Source organism: Aquimarina sp. Aq107, from assembly GCF_943733665.1.
GTDB lineage: Bacteria > Bacteroidota > Bacteroidia > Flavobacteriales > Flavobacteriaceae > Aquimarina.
In genome coordinates this window covers 2,498,187-2,515,758 of the sequence record NZ_OX030782.1, presented here as the reverse complement: position 1 = coordinate 2,515,758, position 17,572 = coordinate 2,498,187, and the positions used below count along the sequence as shown (strand labels likewise).

At 30.2% G+C, this 17,572-nt stretch carries 16 protein-coding genes; 6 read left to right on the top strand and 10 right to left on the bottom strand.

What is annotated here, in order from left to right; all coding sequences use genetic code 11:
* Positions 1-6 precede the first annotated feature (6 nt).
* Positions 7-591 carry a hypothetical protein gene (locus tag NMK29_RS10580; RefSeq protein WP_108805390.1) on the top strand — a complete coding sequence of 195 codons (585 nt, stop codon included), beginning with the start codon at positions 7-9 and terminating at the stop codon, positions 589-591.
* Between the two features lie 167 nt (positions 592-758).
* Positions 759-890 carry a hypothetical protein gene (locus tag NMK29_RS23780; RefSeq protein ID WP_255411844.1) on the top strand — a complete coding sequence of 44 codons (132 nt, stop codon included), beginning with the start codon at positions 759-761 and terminating at the stop codon, positions 888-890.
* 24 nt (positions 891-914) lie between these two features.
* Here NMK29_RS23780 and NMK29_RS10575 read toward each other — a convergent pair whose 3' ends face one another.
* Both NMK29_RS10575 and NMK29_RS10570 read right to left on the bottom strand, forming a co-directional pair.
* Positions 915-1,643: a LytTR family DNA-binding domain-containing protein gene (locus NMK29_RS10575; protein WP_108805391.1), complete on the bottom strand. Its 729-nt coding sequence runs from the start codon at positions 1,641-1,643 to the stop codon at positions 915-917.
* Positions 1,644-2,339, bottom strand: coding sequence for a sensor histidine kinase (locus NMK29_RS10570; protein WP_159092356.1), 696 nt, complete (start codon positions 2,337-2,339; stop codon positions 1,644-1,646).
* Between the two features lie 603 nt (positions 2,340-2,942).
* Between NMK29_RS10570 and NMK29_RS10565 the strand changes: the two genes are divergently transcribed.
* Complete coding sequence (locus NMK29_RS10565; RefSeq protein WP_159092357.1) at positions 2,943-4,793, top strand: glycoside hydrolase family 13 protein; 1,851 nt, start codon at positions 2,943-2,945, stop codon at positions 4,791-4,793.
* A 36-nt stretch (positions 4,794-4,829) separates the two neighbouring features.
* Here the strand turns inward: NMK29_RS10565 and NMK29_RS10560 are convergent, their stop codons facing one another.
* From NMK29_RS10560 to NMK29_RS10540, 5 genes are all read right to left on the bottom strand, one after another.
* The gene (locus tag NMK29_RS10560; protein WP_108805394.1) at positions 4,830-5,198 is read right to left on the bottom strand and encodes a hypothetical protein; all 369 of its coding nucleotides are present in this window, start codon (positions 5,196-5,198) and stop codon (positions 4,830-4,832) included.
* Positions 5,199-5,203: 5 nt separating this feature from the next.
* A complete protein-coding gene (locus tag NMK29_RS10555) occupies positions 5,204-5,971 on the bottom strand; it encodes a DUF3108 domain-containing protein (protein WP_108805395.1) in 768 nt (255 codons plus the stop codon).
* A gap of 143 nt (positions 5,972-6,114) precedes the next feature.
* Positions 6,115-6,981, bottom strand: coding sequence for an OmpA family protein (locus tag NMK29_RS10550; protein WP_027393656.1), 867 nt, complete (start codon positions 6,979-6,981; stop codon positions 6,115-6,117).
* Between the two features lie 100 nt (positions 6,982-7,081).
* Positions 7,082-8,074 carry a glycosyltransferase family 2 protein gene (locus NMK29_RS10545; RefSeq protein WP_108805396.1) on the bottom strand — a complete coding sequence of 331 codons (993 nt, stop codon included), beginning with the start codon at positions 8,072-8,074 and terminating at the stop codon, positions 7,082-7,084.
* A gap of 33 nt (positions 8,075-8,107) precedes the next feature.
* Entirely contained in the window at positions 8,108-8,551 is a 444-nt protein-coding gene (locus NMK29_RS10540; RefSeq protein ID WP_108805397.1) for a type I restriction enzyme HsdR N-terminal domain-containing protein, read from the bottom strand.
* A 26-nt stretch (positions 8,552-8,577) separates the two neighbouring features.
* On the opposite strand from NMK29_RS10540, the gene holA reads away from it, so the two are divergent.
* Both holA and NMK29_RS10530 read left to right on the top strand, forming a co-directional pair.
* The gene (gene holA / locus NMK29_RS10535; protein WP_108805398.1) at positions 8,578-9,582 is read left to right on the top strand and encodes a DNA polymerase III subunit delta; all 1,005 of its coding nucleotides are present in this window, start codon (positions 8,578-8,580) and stop codon (positions 9,580-9,582) included.
* A 60-nt stretch (positions 9,583-9,642) separates the two neighbouring features.
* Positions 9,643-10,989, top strand: coding sequence for an MFS transporter (locus NMK29_RS10530; RefSeq protein ID WP_108805399.1), 1,347 nt, complete (start codon positions 9,643-9,645; stop codon positions 10,987-10,989).
* Positions 10,990-10,998: 9 nt separating this feature from the next.
* Here NMK29_RS10530 and NMK29_RS10525 read toward each other — a convergent pair whose 3' ends face one another.
* On the bottom strand, positions 10,999-11,454 hold the full coding sequence (locus tag NMK29_RS10525) for an Lrp/AsnC family transcriptional regulator (RefSeq protein WP_108805400.1): 456 nt from the start codon (positions 11,452-11,454) through the stop codon (positions 10,999-11,001).
* A gap of 203 nt (positions 11,455-11,657) precedes the next feature.
* On the opposite strand from NMK29_RS10525, the gene NMK29_RS10520 reads away from it, so the two are divergent.
* The gene (locus NMK29_RS10520) at positions 11,658-12,941 is read left to right on the top strand and encodes a cystathionine gamma-synthase family protein (protein WP_108805401.1); all 1,284 of its coding nucleotides are present in this window, start codon (positions 11,658-11,660) and stop codon (positions 12,939-12,941) included.
* Positions 12,942-13,002: 61 nt separating this feature from the next.
* On the opposite strand, the gene NMK29_RS10515 is transcribed toward NMK29_RS10520, so the two are convergent.
* Both NMK29_RS10515 and NMK29_RS10510 read right to left on the bottom strand, forming a co-directional pair.
* On the bottom strand, positions 13,003-14,232 hold the full coding sequence (locus NMK29_RS10515) for a glycosyl hydrolase family 18 protein (RefSeq protein WP_108805402.1): 1,230 nt from the start codon (positions 14,230-14,232) through the stop codon (positions 13,003-13,005).
* 27 nt (positions 14,233-14,259) lie between these two features.
* Positions 14,260-17,253, bottom strand: a complete 2,994-nt coding sequence (locus NMK29_RS10510; protein WP_108805403.1) for an RICIN domain-containing protein — start codon at positions 17,251-17,253, stop codon at positions 14,260-14,262.
* Between the last annotated feature and the right edge of the window lie 319 nt (positions 17,254-17,572).

Below are 17,572 nucleotides of genomic sequence, written 5' to 3'. Positions count from 1 at the left end.
TAAGTTATGAAGAGAGTTATTAACCTATGTTTGATTGCACTAGTAATCATTACAAGCAGCGTTGCTAACGCAGCAGGAAGAGTTTCAGTTGAGATCACTAATTCGTCGATGGTTAATGTATCATTGACAGAAGTTATAAAAGGAGAAAAATTATTCCTTAAGGATTACTACGGTGAAGTACTATTCAATGTTACATTAGAAGCAACACCAAGTTACCAGAAGTATTTTAACCTAGGAAATGTGCCAGATGGAGTATATTTTGTTGAAACAGAAGCTGAATATGAAATAAAAGTAACCCCTTTATTAAAAAACCAAAAAGGAGTTTCATTGATTAATACGTCAGCAGTAACAGTATTTAAACCATTGGTTCGTGCAGAAAATAAATTTATTAAAGTAATGTTTAATAATACAGAAAAGTCTCCTGTTAATCTTACCATCTATGATAACGATTTTAGAGTATTGGAAGAAGTAAAAGGAAATGAAGAAGAAGTATTAAAAAGAACATATGATTTTTCTAAAATGCCTAAAGGAGAATATCAGTTTTACTTCGCATTAAAGGACAGAACATTTATAAAGAAAGTTAGTATTTAATTGTTTTATTATTAACTCAACCACTTGAAAAGCAGCACTAACCACGCTGCTTTTTTTATTTTATATTTTGGTTAAAATAGTATAGATAATGGTCAATTTAGATGTTTTTATTCTATGCTATATAAAATATCTTTAAAAGATAAATGAATCGATAAAAACCTAGAATTATGAATAAAGTAATAGAAGTTTATTTAGTAGTAGCGGCAATTTTTATAGTTTCTTTTTCTGACACAGTAAATGATTTCTCTTTTGAAATAGAAGAGTTTTCTCTAGAAACGGATGAGTTTTTAAATGGATAATATTTAAGTTTAATACTTGTGATTTTAAAAGTATCCAAGTATTTCTTTTACCGATTCTCTGTAGTTTCTACCAACTGGAATTTTTAAGCCTTTAATTTCAATTTCCGTAGGAGAAAAGGCGTCGATATTATCAATTGCAATGATAAAAGATCGATGTACTCGTAGAAATTTTTTACTAGGAAGTGTACTTTCTATATTGCTAATACCTTTGTACGCTATTATTTCTCTCTCAGAGGTTTTAACTTTGATATAGTTTTTTAGACTTTCTATATAAAAAATATCTTTTAAAAATATTTTTTGCATTTTCTTTTCCACTTTTAGATAAATAAAAACATCTTGATAGTCACTTTCTTCTGTGTTACTAATTGTTGAATCAATGTTATTAGTAGTGTCCAAATGTTTTAATACCTTATTAATGGATTTTAGGAATCGTGAAAATTCTATGGGTTTTAATAAGTAATCGATAGCTTCTAAATTAAAAGCATCTACCGCATAATCACTATATGCTGTTGTAAAAATAACTTGAGTAGAAGGCGTTAGATCTTTTAAGAAATCGATTCCGGTTACTTCGGGCATTTGGATATCTAAAAAAATTAAGTCAATATTTTTGTCAGTTATAATATTAAAGGCTTCTAATGCATTAGCGCAAGAAGCTATATGTTCTAAATGATTAATTCTAGAAATATAATTTTCAATTATTTCTCTAGCTAATGGTTCATCATCTACGATAAGACATTTTATTTTGGTATTCATCTAGAGATTTTTTGCAAGATTTAATTTTAAGATAATTTCATAAGACAATTCGTTGTCTTTTATTTTTAAAGTGTATTGATCAGGGTATAACAATTGCAATCTTTTTTTTACATTATTAAAACCGATACCTCCAATTGAGTCATGCTTCGTATTGGTAACGCCAAATTTAGAATTTTCTACCTGCAGTACTAGTTCTTTTTTCCTAGTAAATATATTAATGATAATCCAAGATCTTTTTGAAGAAGAAGTTCCGTGTTTAAAAGCATTTTCTACAAATGGGATCAATAAAAATGGCGATATTTTATAATCTTTGTCAGATTCAGAGATAAAACTAATATCTATAGAGTCGTCGAACCTTAATTTTTCAAGGTCTATATAGTTTTTTAAATATTCTATTTCCTTTGTTAAGGATACTTTCGGGGTATTAGCTTCGTATAGCATATATCGCATAAGTCGCGATAATTTTAATACTGCAGTTTCTGCTGTGTTAGATTTTTTTATGATTAATGCATATAACGTATTAAGCGTGTTAAATAAGAAATGAGGATGTACTTGATTACGTAATTGTATAAGTTCAGTTTCAATTTTTTCTTTTTCTAGAGTCAAGGTTCTTTGTTGTGAATTATAATAGAATTTAAAAAAGCTAAAACCTAATGGAATGATAGCTGCAATATTAACATCTAAGATTGTATTCATCAATTCTGTTATTGTAAAATAACCTTCACTGTTCCAGCTAGGAAAGTATATTGGTTCTACATAAAAGAAAATTATAGGTCTTTGGATACAGATACTAGTAATCAATAACAAAATAAGGTAAGAAACTATAAAAAAAATAAACTTTCTTTTTAATAGAAATTTGGGGATTAGAATATACATAGATATGTAGACAAGTACCATTCTTGCTGGTAAACCAAAGCTCTGAATAGTAAATGAACGAACATAATCATTATCATATGTTCCCCATGTAATTCCAAAAAATATAATGAGACTTATCCAGTAAAGAATATGCTTAGTTAATCTGTGAGAAAAAATATTTTTAAAAGATGTGTTTATCATTAAGTTGTTTACGAAGAACTAAAGTCTCAAAAATTTTGATGAAATAACAAAGTTAAGGACGAATTACTTTTAATTTATTACGTACGACATCAATTATTCTTCAAATACGCTAAACATTTAAATTTCAATCGTTTATTTAACTTTCTTCTGTTTATACTTTAGATCACGTTTTCTGTATAATGAAGTTGTCATTTTTTTCTAAAGCTTGGTAGTTAGCCATTTATTAATTAAAAAATGATATTTATGAGTACGTATTTGAGAAAAGTGTTTTTACTTTCATTTCTTTTCACCTTAGTTTCTTTTTTGGGGCAAGGACAGAAATCGGAATTATTAACTCACGTAGAACCACCATTTTGGTGGATAGGGATGGAAAACCCTAATTTACAATTATTGTTACATGGTAAGAATATTAGTGCTTATAACGTTACAATTCAATATCCTGGAGTTCGATTAAAAAAAATCAATAAAGTAAGAAACAGAAATTATTTGTTTATCGATCTTAACATTTCTAAAAATACTAAGCCAGGAATGATATCCATAAAATTTGAAAATGAAGATCATTTTTTTGATTATAATTATGAACTAAAACAGAAAGTAAAAGATAGCGAAATAGGGCAGAAGATTACATCCGCAGATGTGATTTATTTAATTACACCAGATCGTTTTGCAAACGGAAATACTTTGAATGACTCTACAAAAGACACCAAGGAAAAGGTAAAGAGAAATAATGAAGATGGTAGACATGGAGGAGATTTAAAAGGAATACTTGATAATTTTGATTATTTGGAAGAACTGGGAGTTACTACGCTATGGTTAAATCCGTTTTTAGAAAATAATCAATCAACATATTCTTATCACGGATATGCAATTTCTGATTTTTACAAAACAGATACTCGTCTTGGATCCAATGAAGAATATAAAGCCTTGGTTGATATGGCTCATAAAAAAGGTATGAAAGTAATCATGGATCAAGTTTTTAACCATTGTGGTTCTGGACATTGGTGGATGGAAGACTTACCATCAAAAGATTGGGTAAATCAATGGGATACGTTTACCAAAAGTAATTTTACAAATATAGCAGCTTCTGATCCTTATGTTTCTAACAGTGATTTTAATTTACTGACAAAAGGGTGGTTTGATATTAATATGCCAGATCTAAACTTAGAAAATGAATTTCTAGCTACTTATATGATTCAGAATTCTATCTGGTGGGTTGCATACTCTAAAATAGATGGTATTCGATTAGATACATATCCATATCCTAATAAAAATGCGATGTCTAAATGGATGGAAGCACTTACGCGAGAATACCCTGACTTTTATATGGTAGCAGAAACCTGGGCAGAAAGAGCCTCTTATTTATCTTATTGGAATAATGATAAAATTAATAGAGATGGATATGTTTCTAATGTTAATAGTGTTAGTGATTATGCTCTATATTATTCAATGTTAAGGGCTTTTGGAAAGAATGGAGATATTTCTGAATTATATAAAACTCTAGCGGAAGATTTTGTATATGGAAACCCAGAAAACAATAAAGTTTTTAATGGTAATCATGATGTAGATCGTTTATTAGCTCTATTAGATAACGATGTAAATAAACTGAAGCTAAGTATGGTATTTACACTTACTACAAGAGGAATTCCTCAGATATATTATGGAGATGAGATTCTTATGAAAAATAGAAGACCAGATGGTAAAGTAAGACAAGATTTTCCTGGAGGATGGAAAGATGATGATAGAAATGCTTTTACGAAAGAAGGTCGAACCACAGAAGAAAATGATCTGTTTGAATATGTGAAAACAATCCTTAATTGGAGAAAAAATGCATCATCTATTCATAAAGGAAAACTAGTGCATTACCAACCGATTGATAATGTATATGTATATTTTAGATATACGAATACAGAAAACACAATGATTATTATTAATAATAGTGATAAAGATTATACAAGTTTTAAGTTAGCTCGTTTTCAAGAATCACTAGAAGGATATAGTCAAGGAAAAGATATTTTATCAGGAAAAAAGTTTGATACTTTGAAACAAATAAATTTAGCCAAGTATACCGCAATGGTTATTGACTTGGCTAAATAACATAAGTTTTAGTTATAGAAGACCTTTAGGTATAGATTATTCAGATTCAATTTCTTCTAGATCTCCTTCGATCTCTTCAAGTTCATTTTCTATTTCTTTAAGTTCTTCTATAGCTTCTTCTTTACTTTGTTCTTCTTTTTGCTCAAATTCTTCATCAACAGCAATTTCATCTTTTACCCACAATGATTTAGATCCACTGGCTACAATTACTAAAACTCCAATAGTTAAAAATAGGAGTGATAGTTTTTGTGGTTTTTGTTTCTTCTTAGAGATGTAGAATGCTCCAAAACCAGCTAATAAAGCAACAATACCAGGCAATACTCCTATAGTTCCAAATGGCAGTATTGCCATTATGATTCCTAAAAGAGCAGCTATGGCAGCTATAGATATTAGTACAATTCTCATATGATTTAATTTTTTAATCCAGAAGCCTGAGTTAAGCTTAGTTGCCCGGTTCCAGCTGGAATACTAAATTTAATTAATACAGGAACTTTATTATTATCAGCAGTAAGGTAAACAATGTTTTTATTAGTTCCTTTAAGGGAGTTATTATTGACTGCTATTTTATAACATTCTTTATTTCCCATTGTTTTAGTGCTAATAGTTTCTTTACCCAATAGTTTTAGATATGCAGTTTGAGGTTTTCTATCAAATAAAATTGTTATTTTTTGATTGGTACCAACCGGTGCTTTTTCTATGTCCATATTACGAATATGATATAGGGTAGAGACTACATCATAGGTATTCCCAGTCATTTTTAAAACCTTTGTATTAGGTTCTTTTTTCTTTTGCATAGTGGCTTTTACAGTCTTTTTTTTATGACTATAAACATATTTTTCCTTCTTGATATATCCTCCTTCATTGATATCTCTTTTATATAAATATGGAGTAAGATTAGATGGATTTACATATGCTTCGTATACATCTCTAATTTTAAAAAAAGAGTCCCATTTAGAATAAGTAGAAGCGCTACATTTTAACCTAAGATAATTGCTTTTTCCTGTATTAACACGAGTAGTTTGCATAGTTACTTGTGCCAAATTAGTTAATAAACCAGACATGTTATAGGAAGCGGTATATACAAGTTTTTCGTTTTCACCGATAGAAGTGTTCGAGTTCTTCTGAGCTTTTATGGTTGTAAAACAAAGAAGAAGTGCGACAATAAATAATTTTCTCATTATTTTTTATAAATATTAATAACTAATAAGCTTTAAGGGCTTTTTTATTCACTAAAATTCAATTTTCATACCATTCTTAAAATAAAGAATAAAAAAAGGGTTAATAGTAACATTAACCCTTTTCAAAAATACTTTTTATTTTTTTAATTACCGCCTTCGGTTGCTTTTTTCATTCCATCTTCGATCATATTATAGAATTGATCTAATTTAGGAAGTACAACAATTCTAGTACGTCTGTTTTTAGCCTTGTTAGCTGCACTATTATTATCAGCTATTGGTACATAATAACTTCTTCCTGCTGCAGTCATACGTTTTGGATCTACTCCAAAATCTTTTTGTAAAACTCTTACTACAGAAGTAGCTCTTTTTACACTTAGATCCCAGTTATCAAGTAAAACTTTGTTCTTAATTGGCACATTGTCCGTATGTCCTTCTACTAAGAATTCGATATCAGGTTTATCATTAACTACTTTAGCAACTTTACCTAATACCTCTTTTGCTCTAGTAGAAACATTGTAGCTACCACTCTTAAATAGTAATTTATCAGAAATAGATACATAAACTACACCTTTCTCTACATTTACTTCGATATCTTCATCCGCAAGGTTTCCTAAAGCACCTTTTAAACTAGTAACCAATGCTAATGTCACAGAATCTTTTTTATTTAGTGCATCGTTCATTGTTTTTATCTGTAGATCTTTTTCTTTAATACTTTCTAAAGATCTCTCTAGGTTCTCAGCCTCTTTAGTAGATAATGTAGCTAAATTACCAACATTATTTAAAAGGGCTGAATTTTGATTTTTAAGATTACTTACTTGATCTCTTAAAACTTTTAATTCAGAACTTTCACTTGCTTTCTCTTCTAAACAATTATTTAATTTAACTGTTGCGGTATTTAAAAGATCTTGGGTTTCTTTTTGCTTGGCTTCTAGATCCGTAAATTTCTTCTGTGATACACAAGAAGATAATAATACAGCCATTGAAGCTCCGATAATCATTACTTTTTTCATTAGAAAATCTGTTTTTAGTCTTATTCTGGTTATATAACTCAAAATTATTAAAATTGTGACGCATTATCGTACCATTAACAATAATTTAATGAATATAACCCTACAAATGGTTAAATAGTTTTTTGTTTAAAATATAATACTGCCATACAACGGAAGAAACGGAATAATATTTCCTTTTATCCTTTGATTTTTTACGTTTTTTAACAAAAGTTGGCAAATTTTTGTAAAAGCTGAAATGTGCTTTAAGAATTGCTAAACAATGTGAGGGTTTTCCTTCTAATACAAATTTAACACCTGCAATTCCATCTAGCAGTAATCTAACTAAAATAATATACCAACTAAAAACTCCAGAAGTGTTTTTTACTATCATAAGTAAACTATTTCTGAAGTTAAGAAATGTTTTTTTTGGGTTCATAGCATTTAGCGTAGCACCACCAAGGTGGTACACTTTTGATCTTCCTATATATTTAATTAGATAGCCGGTATTTTGTATTCGCCAACACAGATCAATTTCTTCTTGATGCGCAAAGAAATCTTCATCCAGTTTGCCAACTTCCTCAAAAACAGATTTTCTAATAAATAAACAGGCACCACTTGCCCAAAATATATCTAAAGTATCATCATATTGACCTTTGTCTTCTTCAAGTGTATCAAAAATTCTTCCTCTACAATATGGGTATCCGAATTTATCAATAAATCCTCCAGCTGCACCAGCATATTCGAAATAGCTCATTTTTTTATAATCCAAAATTTTAGGCTGTATTGCGCCAATTTTTTCAGAATTTTTAAAAGCTTCGATAATTGGGGTAAGCCAATTTTTAGTAACCTCTACATCACTATTTAGCAGGCAATAAATATCAGCATCAACCTTGCTTAACGCATCATTGTATCCTTTAGAGTATCCTCCATTACTATCATTTTGGATAATTTGTACTTCGGGAAATGATGTTTTAAGATATTCTATAGAATCATCAGTAGATGCGTTATCTGCAACATACACTGATGCTCCTTCTGAATGGTTTACAACAGATGGTAAGAATTGCTCTAATAACGAACGCCCATTCCAATTTAATATGACAATAGCTATATTCACTTGTACAAATAAAAAGCAAATATTAATAAATAGCTATTTATAATCAGGAATATCTTTTAAAAAAGAGTAACGTTTTTCTTGATAATTCATTTGACAATAATAATGGTCCAGCCCATTAGTGATCATAAGATATTCTGAGTTCAATACTAAGTTGTATCTAGCTATTTGATCAAATACCTCTTGCGTAATTTTTACAGAATGTGATTTACATTCAATAATCAAATAGATGCTGCCATCAGGGTTAAAAACAATAATATCATAACGCTTGTTAAGATCATTAACTTTGATCAGTTTTTCTACATTAATAAGACTTTCTGGATATTTCTTTTCTTCAATTAAATAATGAATTGTATGCTGTCTTACCCATTCTTCTGGAGTAAGAATGATAAATTTTTTGCGTATTCTGTCAAAAATAGAAACTTTATTTTCGCTACTTTTGAACCTGAACTGATATGCTGGAAAGTTAAGGTTTTGCATAGCACAAATTTGATGATTTTTTCTGAATGGATGAAGTAAAACAGATAGTAAGCGATATTAAGAATGGAAATATTAAACCTATTTATTTTTTAATGGGCGAAGAACCATACTATATTGATAAAATTTCAGAATATATTGATAAAAATGTACTAGCAGAAGAGGAGAAAGGGTTTAATCAAATGGTATTATATGGTCGCGATGTTAGCGTAGAGGATATTGTTTCTAATGCTAAGCGCTATCCAATGATGGCAGAACGTCAAGTGGTAATTGTAAAAGAAGCACAAGATCTTTCTAGAACCATTGAAAAATTAGCTGATTATGCAGAAAACCCTCAGCCAACCACCGTTTTAGTAGTTTGTTATAAATATAAAAAGATAGATAAACGGAAAAAACTATATAAAATAGTTGCTAAGAATGGTATTATATATGAAAGTAAAAAGCTATATGAGAATCAGGTATCTGATTGGATAAGAAGAGTTTTAGCTGGATCAAAATATACTATTGAACCAAAAGCTTCTCAAATGTTAGTAGAGTTTTTGGGTACAGATCTAAACAAAATTAATAACGAGTTAGAAAAACTAAAATTGATTATTCCAAAGGGGCAACCTATTACAGCAGATAAAATTGAAGAGAATATTGGAATAAGCAAGGAGTTTAACAATTTTGAACTAAGAAAAGCGATAGGTACCAGAGATGTTATGAAAGCATTTAGGATTATCAATTACTTTGCGCAGAATCCTAAAGACAATCCATTGGTGGTTACCATATCATTGCTTTATAGTTTTTTTTCTCAGGTTTTACAATATCACGGATTACCCGATAAATCTCAACGTAGTGTTGCCAGTGCACTAAGAATCAATCCATATTTTGTAAGTGATTATTCCGATGCTAGTCGTAATTATCCTATGAAAAAAGTAAGTCAAATTATTGCACTATTAAGAGAGGCTGATGTTAAGAGCAAAGGAGTAGGAGCAGCAGGTCTTCCTCCTGGAGATATCCTGAAAGAGCTACTTGTGAAAATATTGAATTGAAGCTAGATTATTAGTAATAGTTTAACAGGTCTTTAGTAATAACAATCTTAATTTTAGAAAATGAGATTTATAAGTTTCTTTTCTAAAAAGATTTTTCCAATACTCTTAGTTAATTTTATAGGAATATTAGGTTATAGTATTGTCATTCCAATTCTTATATTTATTGTTACTGATCTTGGGGGTAATGGATTTATTTATGGAATTTTAGGTGCAATGTATCCTTTTTTTCAATTTATTGGTGCTCCAATTTTAGGGAGACTTTCTGATAGAATAGGAAGAAAAAAAGTCCTAGTAATTAGCCAAGCAGGTACATTTATAGCTTGGTTATTGTTTTTAATTGCTTTAATGTTACCAAAAATACCATTATGGTCTTCTGATTCAGGGTTCATTGGTAATTATATTATGACATTGCCATTGGTTTTACTTTTCTTAGCAAGAATCTTTGATGGTTTTACTGGAGGTAATGTATCCGTTGCTAATGCTTATTTATCAGATGTTTCGACAGATAAAGATAGAGATAAGAATTTCGGAATGATGGGTGCTTCTACAAGCTTAGGTTTTGTCTTAGGACCAGCTGTAGCAGGCATTTTAGCTTCTACAGTTTTAGGAGAAATATTGCCAATTAGTTTAGCCGCTATTATTTCGTTAATAGCAATTCTAGTTATTTTTATCAGATTGCCAGAAAGCAATCCGTGTATGGTAGATACTGGCAGTTTAAACTTTAAATCTTTTAGAAAGTTCTTTCAGGTTGAGCATAAAGATTGTTTTATTAAAAATGCTCCAGAAGATAGTAATAATAATACGCTGAAGGGAGTTTTGAAGCAAAAAGGAATTCCGTTATTATTTACTATTTATTTTTTGACATTTTTAGCCTTTAGTTTATTTTATGCTGGCTTGCCTATATATGCTTCTACTACATTAGAATGGACAGCAATTGATTTAGGAATGTTTCTGGCGTATTCTAGTTTTATAATGATTTTAGTACAAGGTCCATTATTGTCTTTCTTGTCAGGTAAAGTTTCTAATATTATATTAATTACTATAGGAACACTACTTTTATCTCTAAGTTTTTTCTTTCTTTCATTTAATAACTTAATTCTGCTTTATTTAGCAAATACGATACTGTCACTTGGAAATGGACTAATGTGGCCAAGTTTTTTATCACTTTTATCAAGAACAGGGAATCCAACTATGCAAGGAGCGATTCAAGGATATGGAAATAGTATGGGAAGTTTAGCAAGTATATTTGGACTTGTTTTAGGAGGAATAATGTTTGAAAGTATAGGTGTAGTTATTTTTACTATAGGTTCTGGGATATTTTTGGTTATCCTACTTTTGTTGTTTATAAATTATATCCGAACTAGGAAAACTAAAGTTATAATGGATCATACTGTAGAGGCGATTTAGATGTGTTTTCTAAGGAATTGGTAAAAAAGAAAAATCTTTTACTTCAGTCATCACAAATGAGCTTTGTACTTTAGAAATATTTTCTAGTGAAGCTAATTTGTTAGAAAGAAAATGCTGATAGCTTTCCATATCTTCCGCATATATCTTAATTAGATAATCAAACATTCCAGCTACATGGTAACATTCTACAACTTCCGGAAATTGCTGAATGTCTTTTTCAAATTTTTTAAGATAATCTGTTTGGTGAAGGTTTAAAGTTACGTTGCAGAACACCATAAGTTGTAAGCCAGCTTTTTTTCTATCAAGAATTGCTTTATACGATTTGATATATCCTTCGCGTTCCAATTTTTTTACTCTTTCAAAAATAGGAGTAGTAGTAAGGTTCAATCTTTCTGCAATCTCTTTGATAGTTATTTTTCCATCCTTTTGTAATAAATTTAGGATAGATCGATCTGTTTTATCCATAATATTTTTCTTTTTCAATTAAAATAAGTAATCAAAAATAGAATAAAATTCTTTTTTAAAAGATTTTATATGTTTTAATTCTAAAATTAATCTATAAAATAGTTTTTATTTCTTTTATGACTAATTTTATATTGTTATAAATGCTAATTATTTCTTCTATAGAAATTCATTAGAATAATTAATAAATATAGTAAACCAAAGAAATGAAAGATCACAATTTTAATCCAGAGAGTTTAATGATGACATATGGTTATAAACCTGAGTTATCTGAAGGAGCTATTAAATGTCCAATATTTCAAACTTCAACTTTTGTTTTTAAGACAGCAGAAGAGGGGAAAGCATTTTTTGAATTAGCCTATGGTCTAAGAGAGAAATCAGAAAAGGAAGAATTGGGATTGATCTACAGTAGAATTAATAACCCTAATCTTGAAATATTAGAAAATAGGTTATGTCTTTGGGATAAAGCAGATGATTGCGCAGTATTTGAGAGTGGAATGTCTGCGATTAGTACGGTATTATTAGAATTTTTAAAACCAGGTGATTTATTGGTATATAGTAATCCAGTTTATGGAGGAACGGATCACTTTATTCATCATTTCTTAGATAAAATAGGAGTTGATACTATAGGAGTGATGCCAAATCAGAGTATAGAAGAAGTGGAGCACATGATAGAAGCTTCGGGTAAGGCAGATAAACTTTCTATGATTTATTTAGAAACCCCGGCAAACCCAACGAATGACATTGTAGATATAGAAAAATTTAGTCAGATTGCTGCTAAATATAGTACAGAGGATCGAAAAGCACTTGTAGCTGTTGATAATACATATATGGGACCTCTATGGCAACATCCATTACAATGTGGTGCGGATCTGGTGTTGTATTCTGCTACCAAATATATAGGAGGTCATAGTGATCTAATTGCTGGAGCGGTTTTAGGAAATGCAGAGTTGATGGTTCGTGTTAAAACTTTACGTACTTTTTTGGGTAATATGGTAAGTCCTCATACAGCTTGGTTATTGTTAAGAAGTTTAGAAACATTAAAGGTGCGTATGGATCAGCAAACTCAGAATGCTCAGATTGTTGCTGATTATTTAGATAAACATCCTAAAGTAGAAAAAGTGTATTATTTAGGATTGTTAAAAGAAGGAACAGAGGCGCATAGTATTTATACGAAACAATGTTCTGCACCTGGAGCAATGGTTTCTTTTGATATTATCGGAGGTGAGAAAGAAGCATTTATGTTTCTTAATAATCTTAAATTAATGAAACTAGCAGTAAGTTTGGGAGGAACAGAAAGTTTATCAGAACATCCTAAAACGATGACACATGCTGGTGTAAATGAAGAACAGCAACAACAAATGAACATTACGGATCAATTAGTGAGATTGTCTATTGGAGTAGAAAGTGCTAAAGATTTGATATGGGATTTAGAGCAAGCATTAGAAAAGGTTGATATAGTCAATGTTTTAGAAGTAGAAACTGCTTAAAAATAGTAACCCAAAGCTAAAAAGCCCAGATACAAAGTGTCTGGGCTTTCATATTTTATTGTTATTCTGAAAATTTCTCGTTTAATAAATCCCATAATTCAGTATAACCATCATCATATCCTAGTGCCCAAATTCCGACGCCTCCTATTTTATTGCTTTTTATCCAATCATATTTGATTGATAACGATTTAGAATCTTCGAAAAATAATTGCCGATATTTTTTATTATTATCCTTAATTATAAGGTAACTTGAAGAACTCTTTACATCAAACTCAATTGGTATTTTTAATGAATCAATATATATATCCTTAATATTATGATAGCGCGGGTGTGATTTAAATCTGGTAACTATGGCACCAATTTCAGGATCATTAGTATACCATTCGGCTCCATAATAGGGTAGCCCTACAATTAGTTTATTAAGAAGTACACCCTTCTTGTTATAATAATCAACGGATGTTTGTAGACCATTTCCAAATAGTTGACTTGTTTTAAAAGGAGTTACAGGTCCAGTAGTTTTACTAAAACTACCATAATAATCATATCCCATCAATGTATAGAAATCAATATATGGATCAATAGCTTGTATGTCAAAAACATCATTCCAGTCAATTGCGTAAAGACAGAGTGATATCATATAGTTAGGGTTATCTTTTTTTAAGTTTTTAGAAATTTCGATAATAAAATTAGTATAGTTTGTTCTATCTTCTTTTGATACTCCTTCAAAATCAATGTTTATACCGTCTGCAGCTCTTAATGCCAACAAATTAGATAAACTATCGATTAGTGTTTTTTTAGCTTTTTGATTTTTTAAAAATGCACTATTATTTTTACTTCCAAAATTAGAAACTGATAAGAATACTTTACAACCTTTTGCTTTAGCACTATCAATAAGAGATGTTGTTTTCCATTGATAGATACTTTTATAATTTCCAGTTTCTGATTCTAACGTATAGGAAAAATAGGAGAGTCCCCATAACATAGAGAAATTATAATTTTTATAGGAAGTACCGTTAGAGTATATATGCCAACCAAATGTTTTTGTACTCGGATGAACTTTTCCTTTTTTATGAATTACTTGTGTTTTGATCCTTTTATTTAGACTATCCCATTGTTCTTCTGTATTAAAATTATAGGATTCAAATTTTTGATTTTGTAGTTGTCGATCACTAATAGAACGTGCACTATCGCTTGATTTTTCTAAAGTTCTGGTTTTTTGCTTGAATTGGTTGTTATTATTACAGTTCATTAAAAACACTAACATACTAATTGTAAATAATAGTTTCCTCATAGATATAGTGTATAAAGGACGTATAAATTAATTTTTAATAATGAACGAATTATAAGACTTTTTACCATCTATTACTCGAACAAAATAATTCCCAGATGGTATATTTTCTATATTTATTTGGATCAAATCTTTAGTCGAAGTTACTTCTCTTAGTAATCTACCCATAAAATCATATACTTTAATTTGTGTAGATTTTTCAAGATACTTGTTTGGTATTTTGATATTTAAAAGTGCACGTGTAGGATTTGGATACAAAATCATGTTTGATTCAGAGAGATCTTCTACTCCTAATACTTCTGTTTCGATAAATTCAAAACTATACTCACGATTTTCACTATTAGTACTTACACAATCCCATAACTGAAAACGTGTACCATCTGCACTATTCCCACTTTTTAGATCAAGACATTTGTTAGATGTTTTCGCAATAATATTGAATTTACAATTTTCTATTTCTTTTATTTCCCACTGCTGACTATCATTACCAGAGAAAGTAACTTCTTCAATATGATCTCCATTGTTATTCGAAGTAGTACTCATATACTTACCACTATCTATATTTTTTATATAGTAATATCCAGTTTCTGCATTTTCTAGAATCCATTTTTCGGTAGTATTATCAGAACAAGTTTGTTGCGTGATATTGTAACCATTATTTTCTATTGCATTGATACATTTATCATGTGTAGTTTTAATTTTATAGATGTTACCTTCATTAATTGATACATTATTACAATCCAGTACTTCTTCGCTACAGTTGTCGATCAAATATTTCTCAAAATCTATTAAAGGCCACGCTTCTTTACACCAATTTGTTATTCTATTTAGAATGCTACAGTGTATGCCGAAGTTATTTTTAATTCTAGGAATGATATCATAAAACTTATCGGCATAGTGGTACAATAGTCTACCTTGATTAGGGTTGCCAAAATGAGGAACCGATATTAAATCTGTGGTTGTTTTAGAAGCAGAATCTAACTGATAATCTCCGCCATCTTCGGTTCTTGCCCAAGTATTTAGATCATATTTTTCAGCTTCATCAAGAAACTGAAGTAGCATAGCTTCTAATACTTTGTCGGATAAACCAGATTCTATATTGTCTAATTGTTTTACGATATCATATGATGGGTTATGAAATTCTTGATTACTATTACTGGAGCCCAACATTTCCCAGATACCTTGATTAGAAATTCTAAACCCTTCGTTACTAGGAATTATTGAATTAGACCACGTACGGATCTGATACATATGGTTAATAGCAGAGAAACGACGTAATGGTTCATTAATTCCAGAATAGTATTCAGCAAATCCCATAAATGGGGTGTGATAGTTGAAATCTGTTGGAGTAGTTCCTCCTACAAATCCATTTCCTCCATTAAGTACAAATTGTAGGTTATACCAAGTCGATGTTTCATAATGAGCTGTCTTATGCTCTTGCCCTACATAATGTCTACTATTATCCGAAGTAAAATGAGCAGGTATTTCGAATACCGAATACCATTTTACTGGCCATTGGCGTATTGCTGGATCATCTTCTTCCGGATTTGGTACAACAAGTGGAGCTTTGTCTTGTAGGTTAAATTCATTGATTATTTCAAAATTTTTAACTGCCATTAGTTTAGCAAGACTGGTTTTTGCCATTTCTAGATCAATACCATCACTAAGATGCGCATTAGCATCTCCATTTTTTGATCTCCAATGTTTGTTGTCAGGAGATCCTATTTCAAAAAAATGTCTAAATCCAGAGTTGCCATCAATTCCTTTTCCTAATTGTCGCAGTTTTTGAGGAACATTAAAACTTTCAATCGTATTAGGATTATAGGAAGTAACAAATTGTGATCTAATTGTTTCGTAATTTGTTACTGGATTTTTTTCAATAGCTAAATTAGTCCACCATTCATTCTTAGTATAGGCATCCTTTGGGTGTATAATTGGTAGCCAATGTTTCCAATCTGGGAATTGTATAGCAAGCGGTAATATAGTTCGATCTTCCATTTTATCAGCATCAAAAACAGCTCTAATAGCTTGTTTACTGGTTCCGTTGGCAAAAATATATGGAGCCATATCGGCGTCGTTTTCAAGAACCCATTCTAAACCCGCTCCAGCAGCCCATTGTTCAATAGATCTGTTTTTTAGAACTGGACCTGGTTGATACGGAGGATTCCATGGTCTACCATGCCTTGCTATATTTGACTGAGAAGATAAACTTCTAATATAAGCTGCAATATCTTTTCCTTCCTGTTCCGTAAGACCGTGAAATTTTGATCGCTCAATAATCGAAAGGTTAGAATAGCTAAACATTTCTAGATCCCTACCATCTCGGGTATGACAATCTGTGCATTTCGCTCGTATTGTTCTTCGATTAGGGATTGTTTTTCCGTACCAGAACCCAGTATCATTATTGAGCGGATAATGATTCCATAGATTTTTATTAAACCATAAATTTTCACCGTTCTCTATAGAACTGTTGTCAGGAGTAGTCCAGTTATTAGGATCATCTTGTTCAAAAGAGTTATTTGGTAAAAGTGTATTGTTATTAATATCTAGAAGATTAATTTTTATTACACGATATCCTATGGAAATTCCATCGGAGGTGTCAAATCTAAATCGTATGATATTGTCTCCCTCCTGTAAACCGGTCGCTGGTATTGTAAGTCGTATAGTATTAAACCCTCCATGAACCATGCCTCCATAAGCTAATTCTTTTGGGTTAACCGCAGCGGTATTGTGATTTAATGATAACCAGCTATTATTGTTAATTTTTATAGATCCTTTATTTTGGTAACTAAGGTTATTTATCATTAACCAAATTTTAGCAGTGCTATTAAGAGTTTCATTGTCTAAAATTAGAGATCTTTCTACTATTTTACCTTCTTCTCCAAGTACTTCGATTGGCATGTTTATAGCATTAAGCGAATTTATAGTTGTATAGGAGGAGATGTTGTTTTTTTCCCTGATAGACTTTATCGAGAATAGTAGTAATACAGAAAGAATACTAGTTAGCGTAATGCTGCTTTTCATAAGTAGAGGAAATTGGGATCTGTAAAGTACATATTATTAATTGTTTACACAATTTTTATTGGATTTTAGAATTAACATAAAGTATGTTGGAATTGATAGAAGTACTTTTATTTTAATAAAATTGGTGGATGTCAATGTATAATATTGAGTTTTATTTTAAAATTTCGCAAAAATTAAGCAATTAATTAGAATATTTATGATTAGTCTTTTAAGTTTAAATTATTGATAATCAGTGATTTGATTATATTTAGGGGATATCCCACTATGCATTTCGGGTGTTTTCCCCCATTGCGCGATGTGTATTCCTGAGGTATATTTG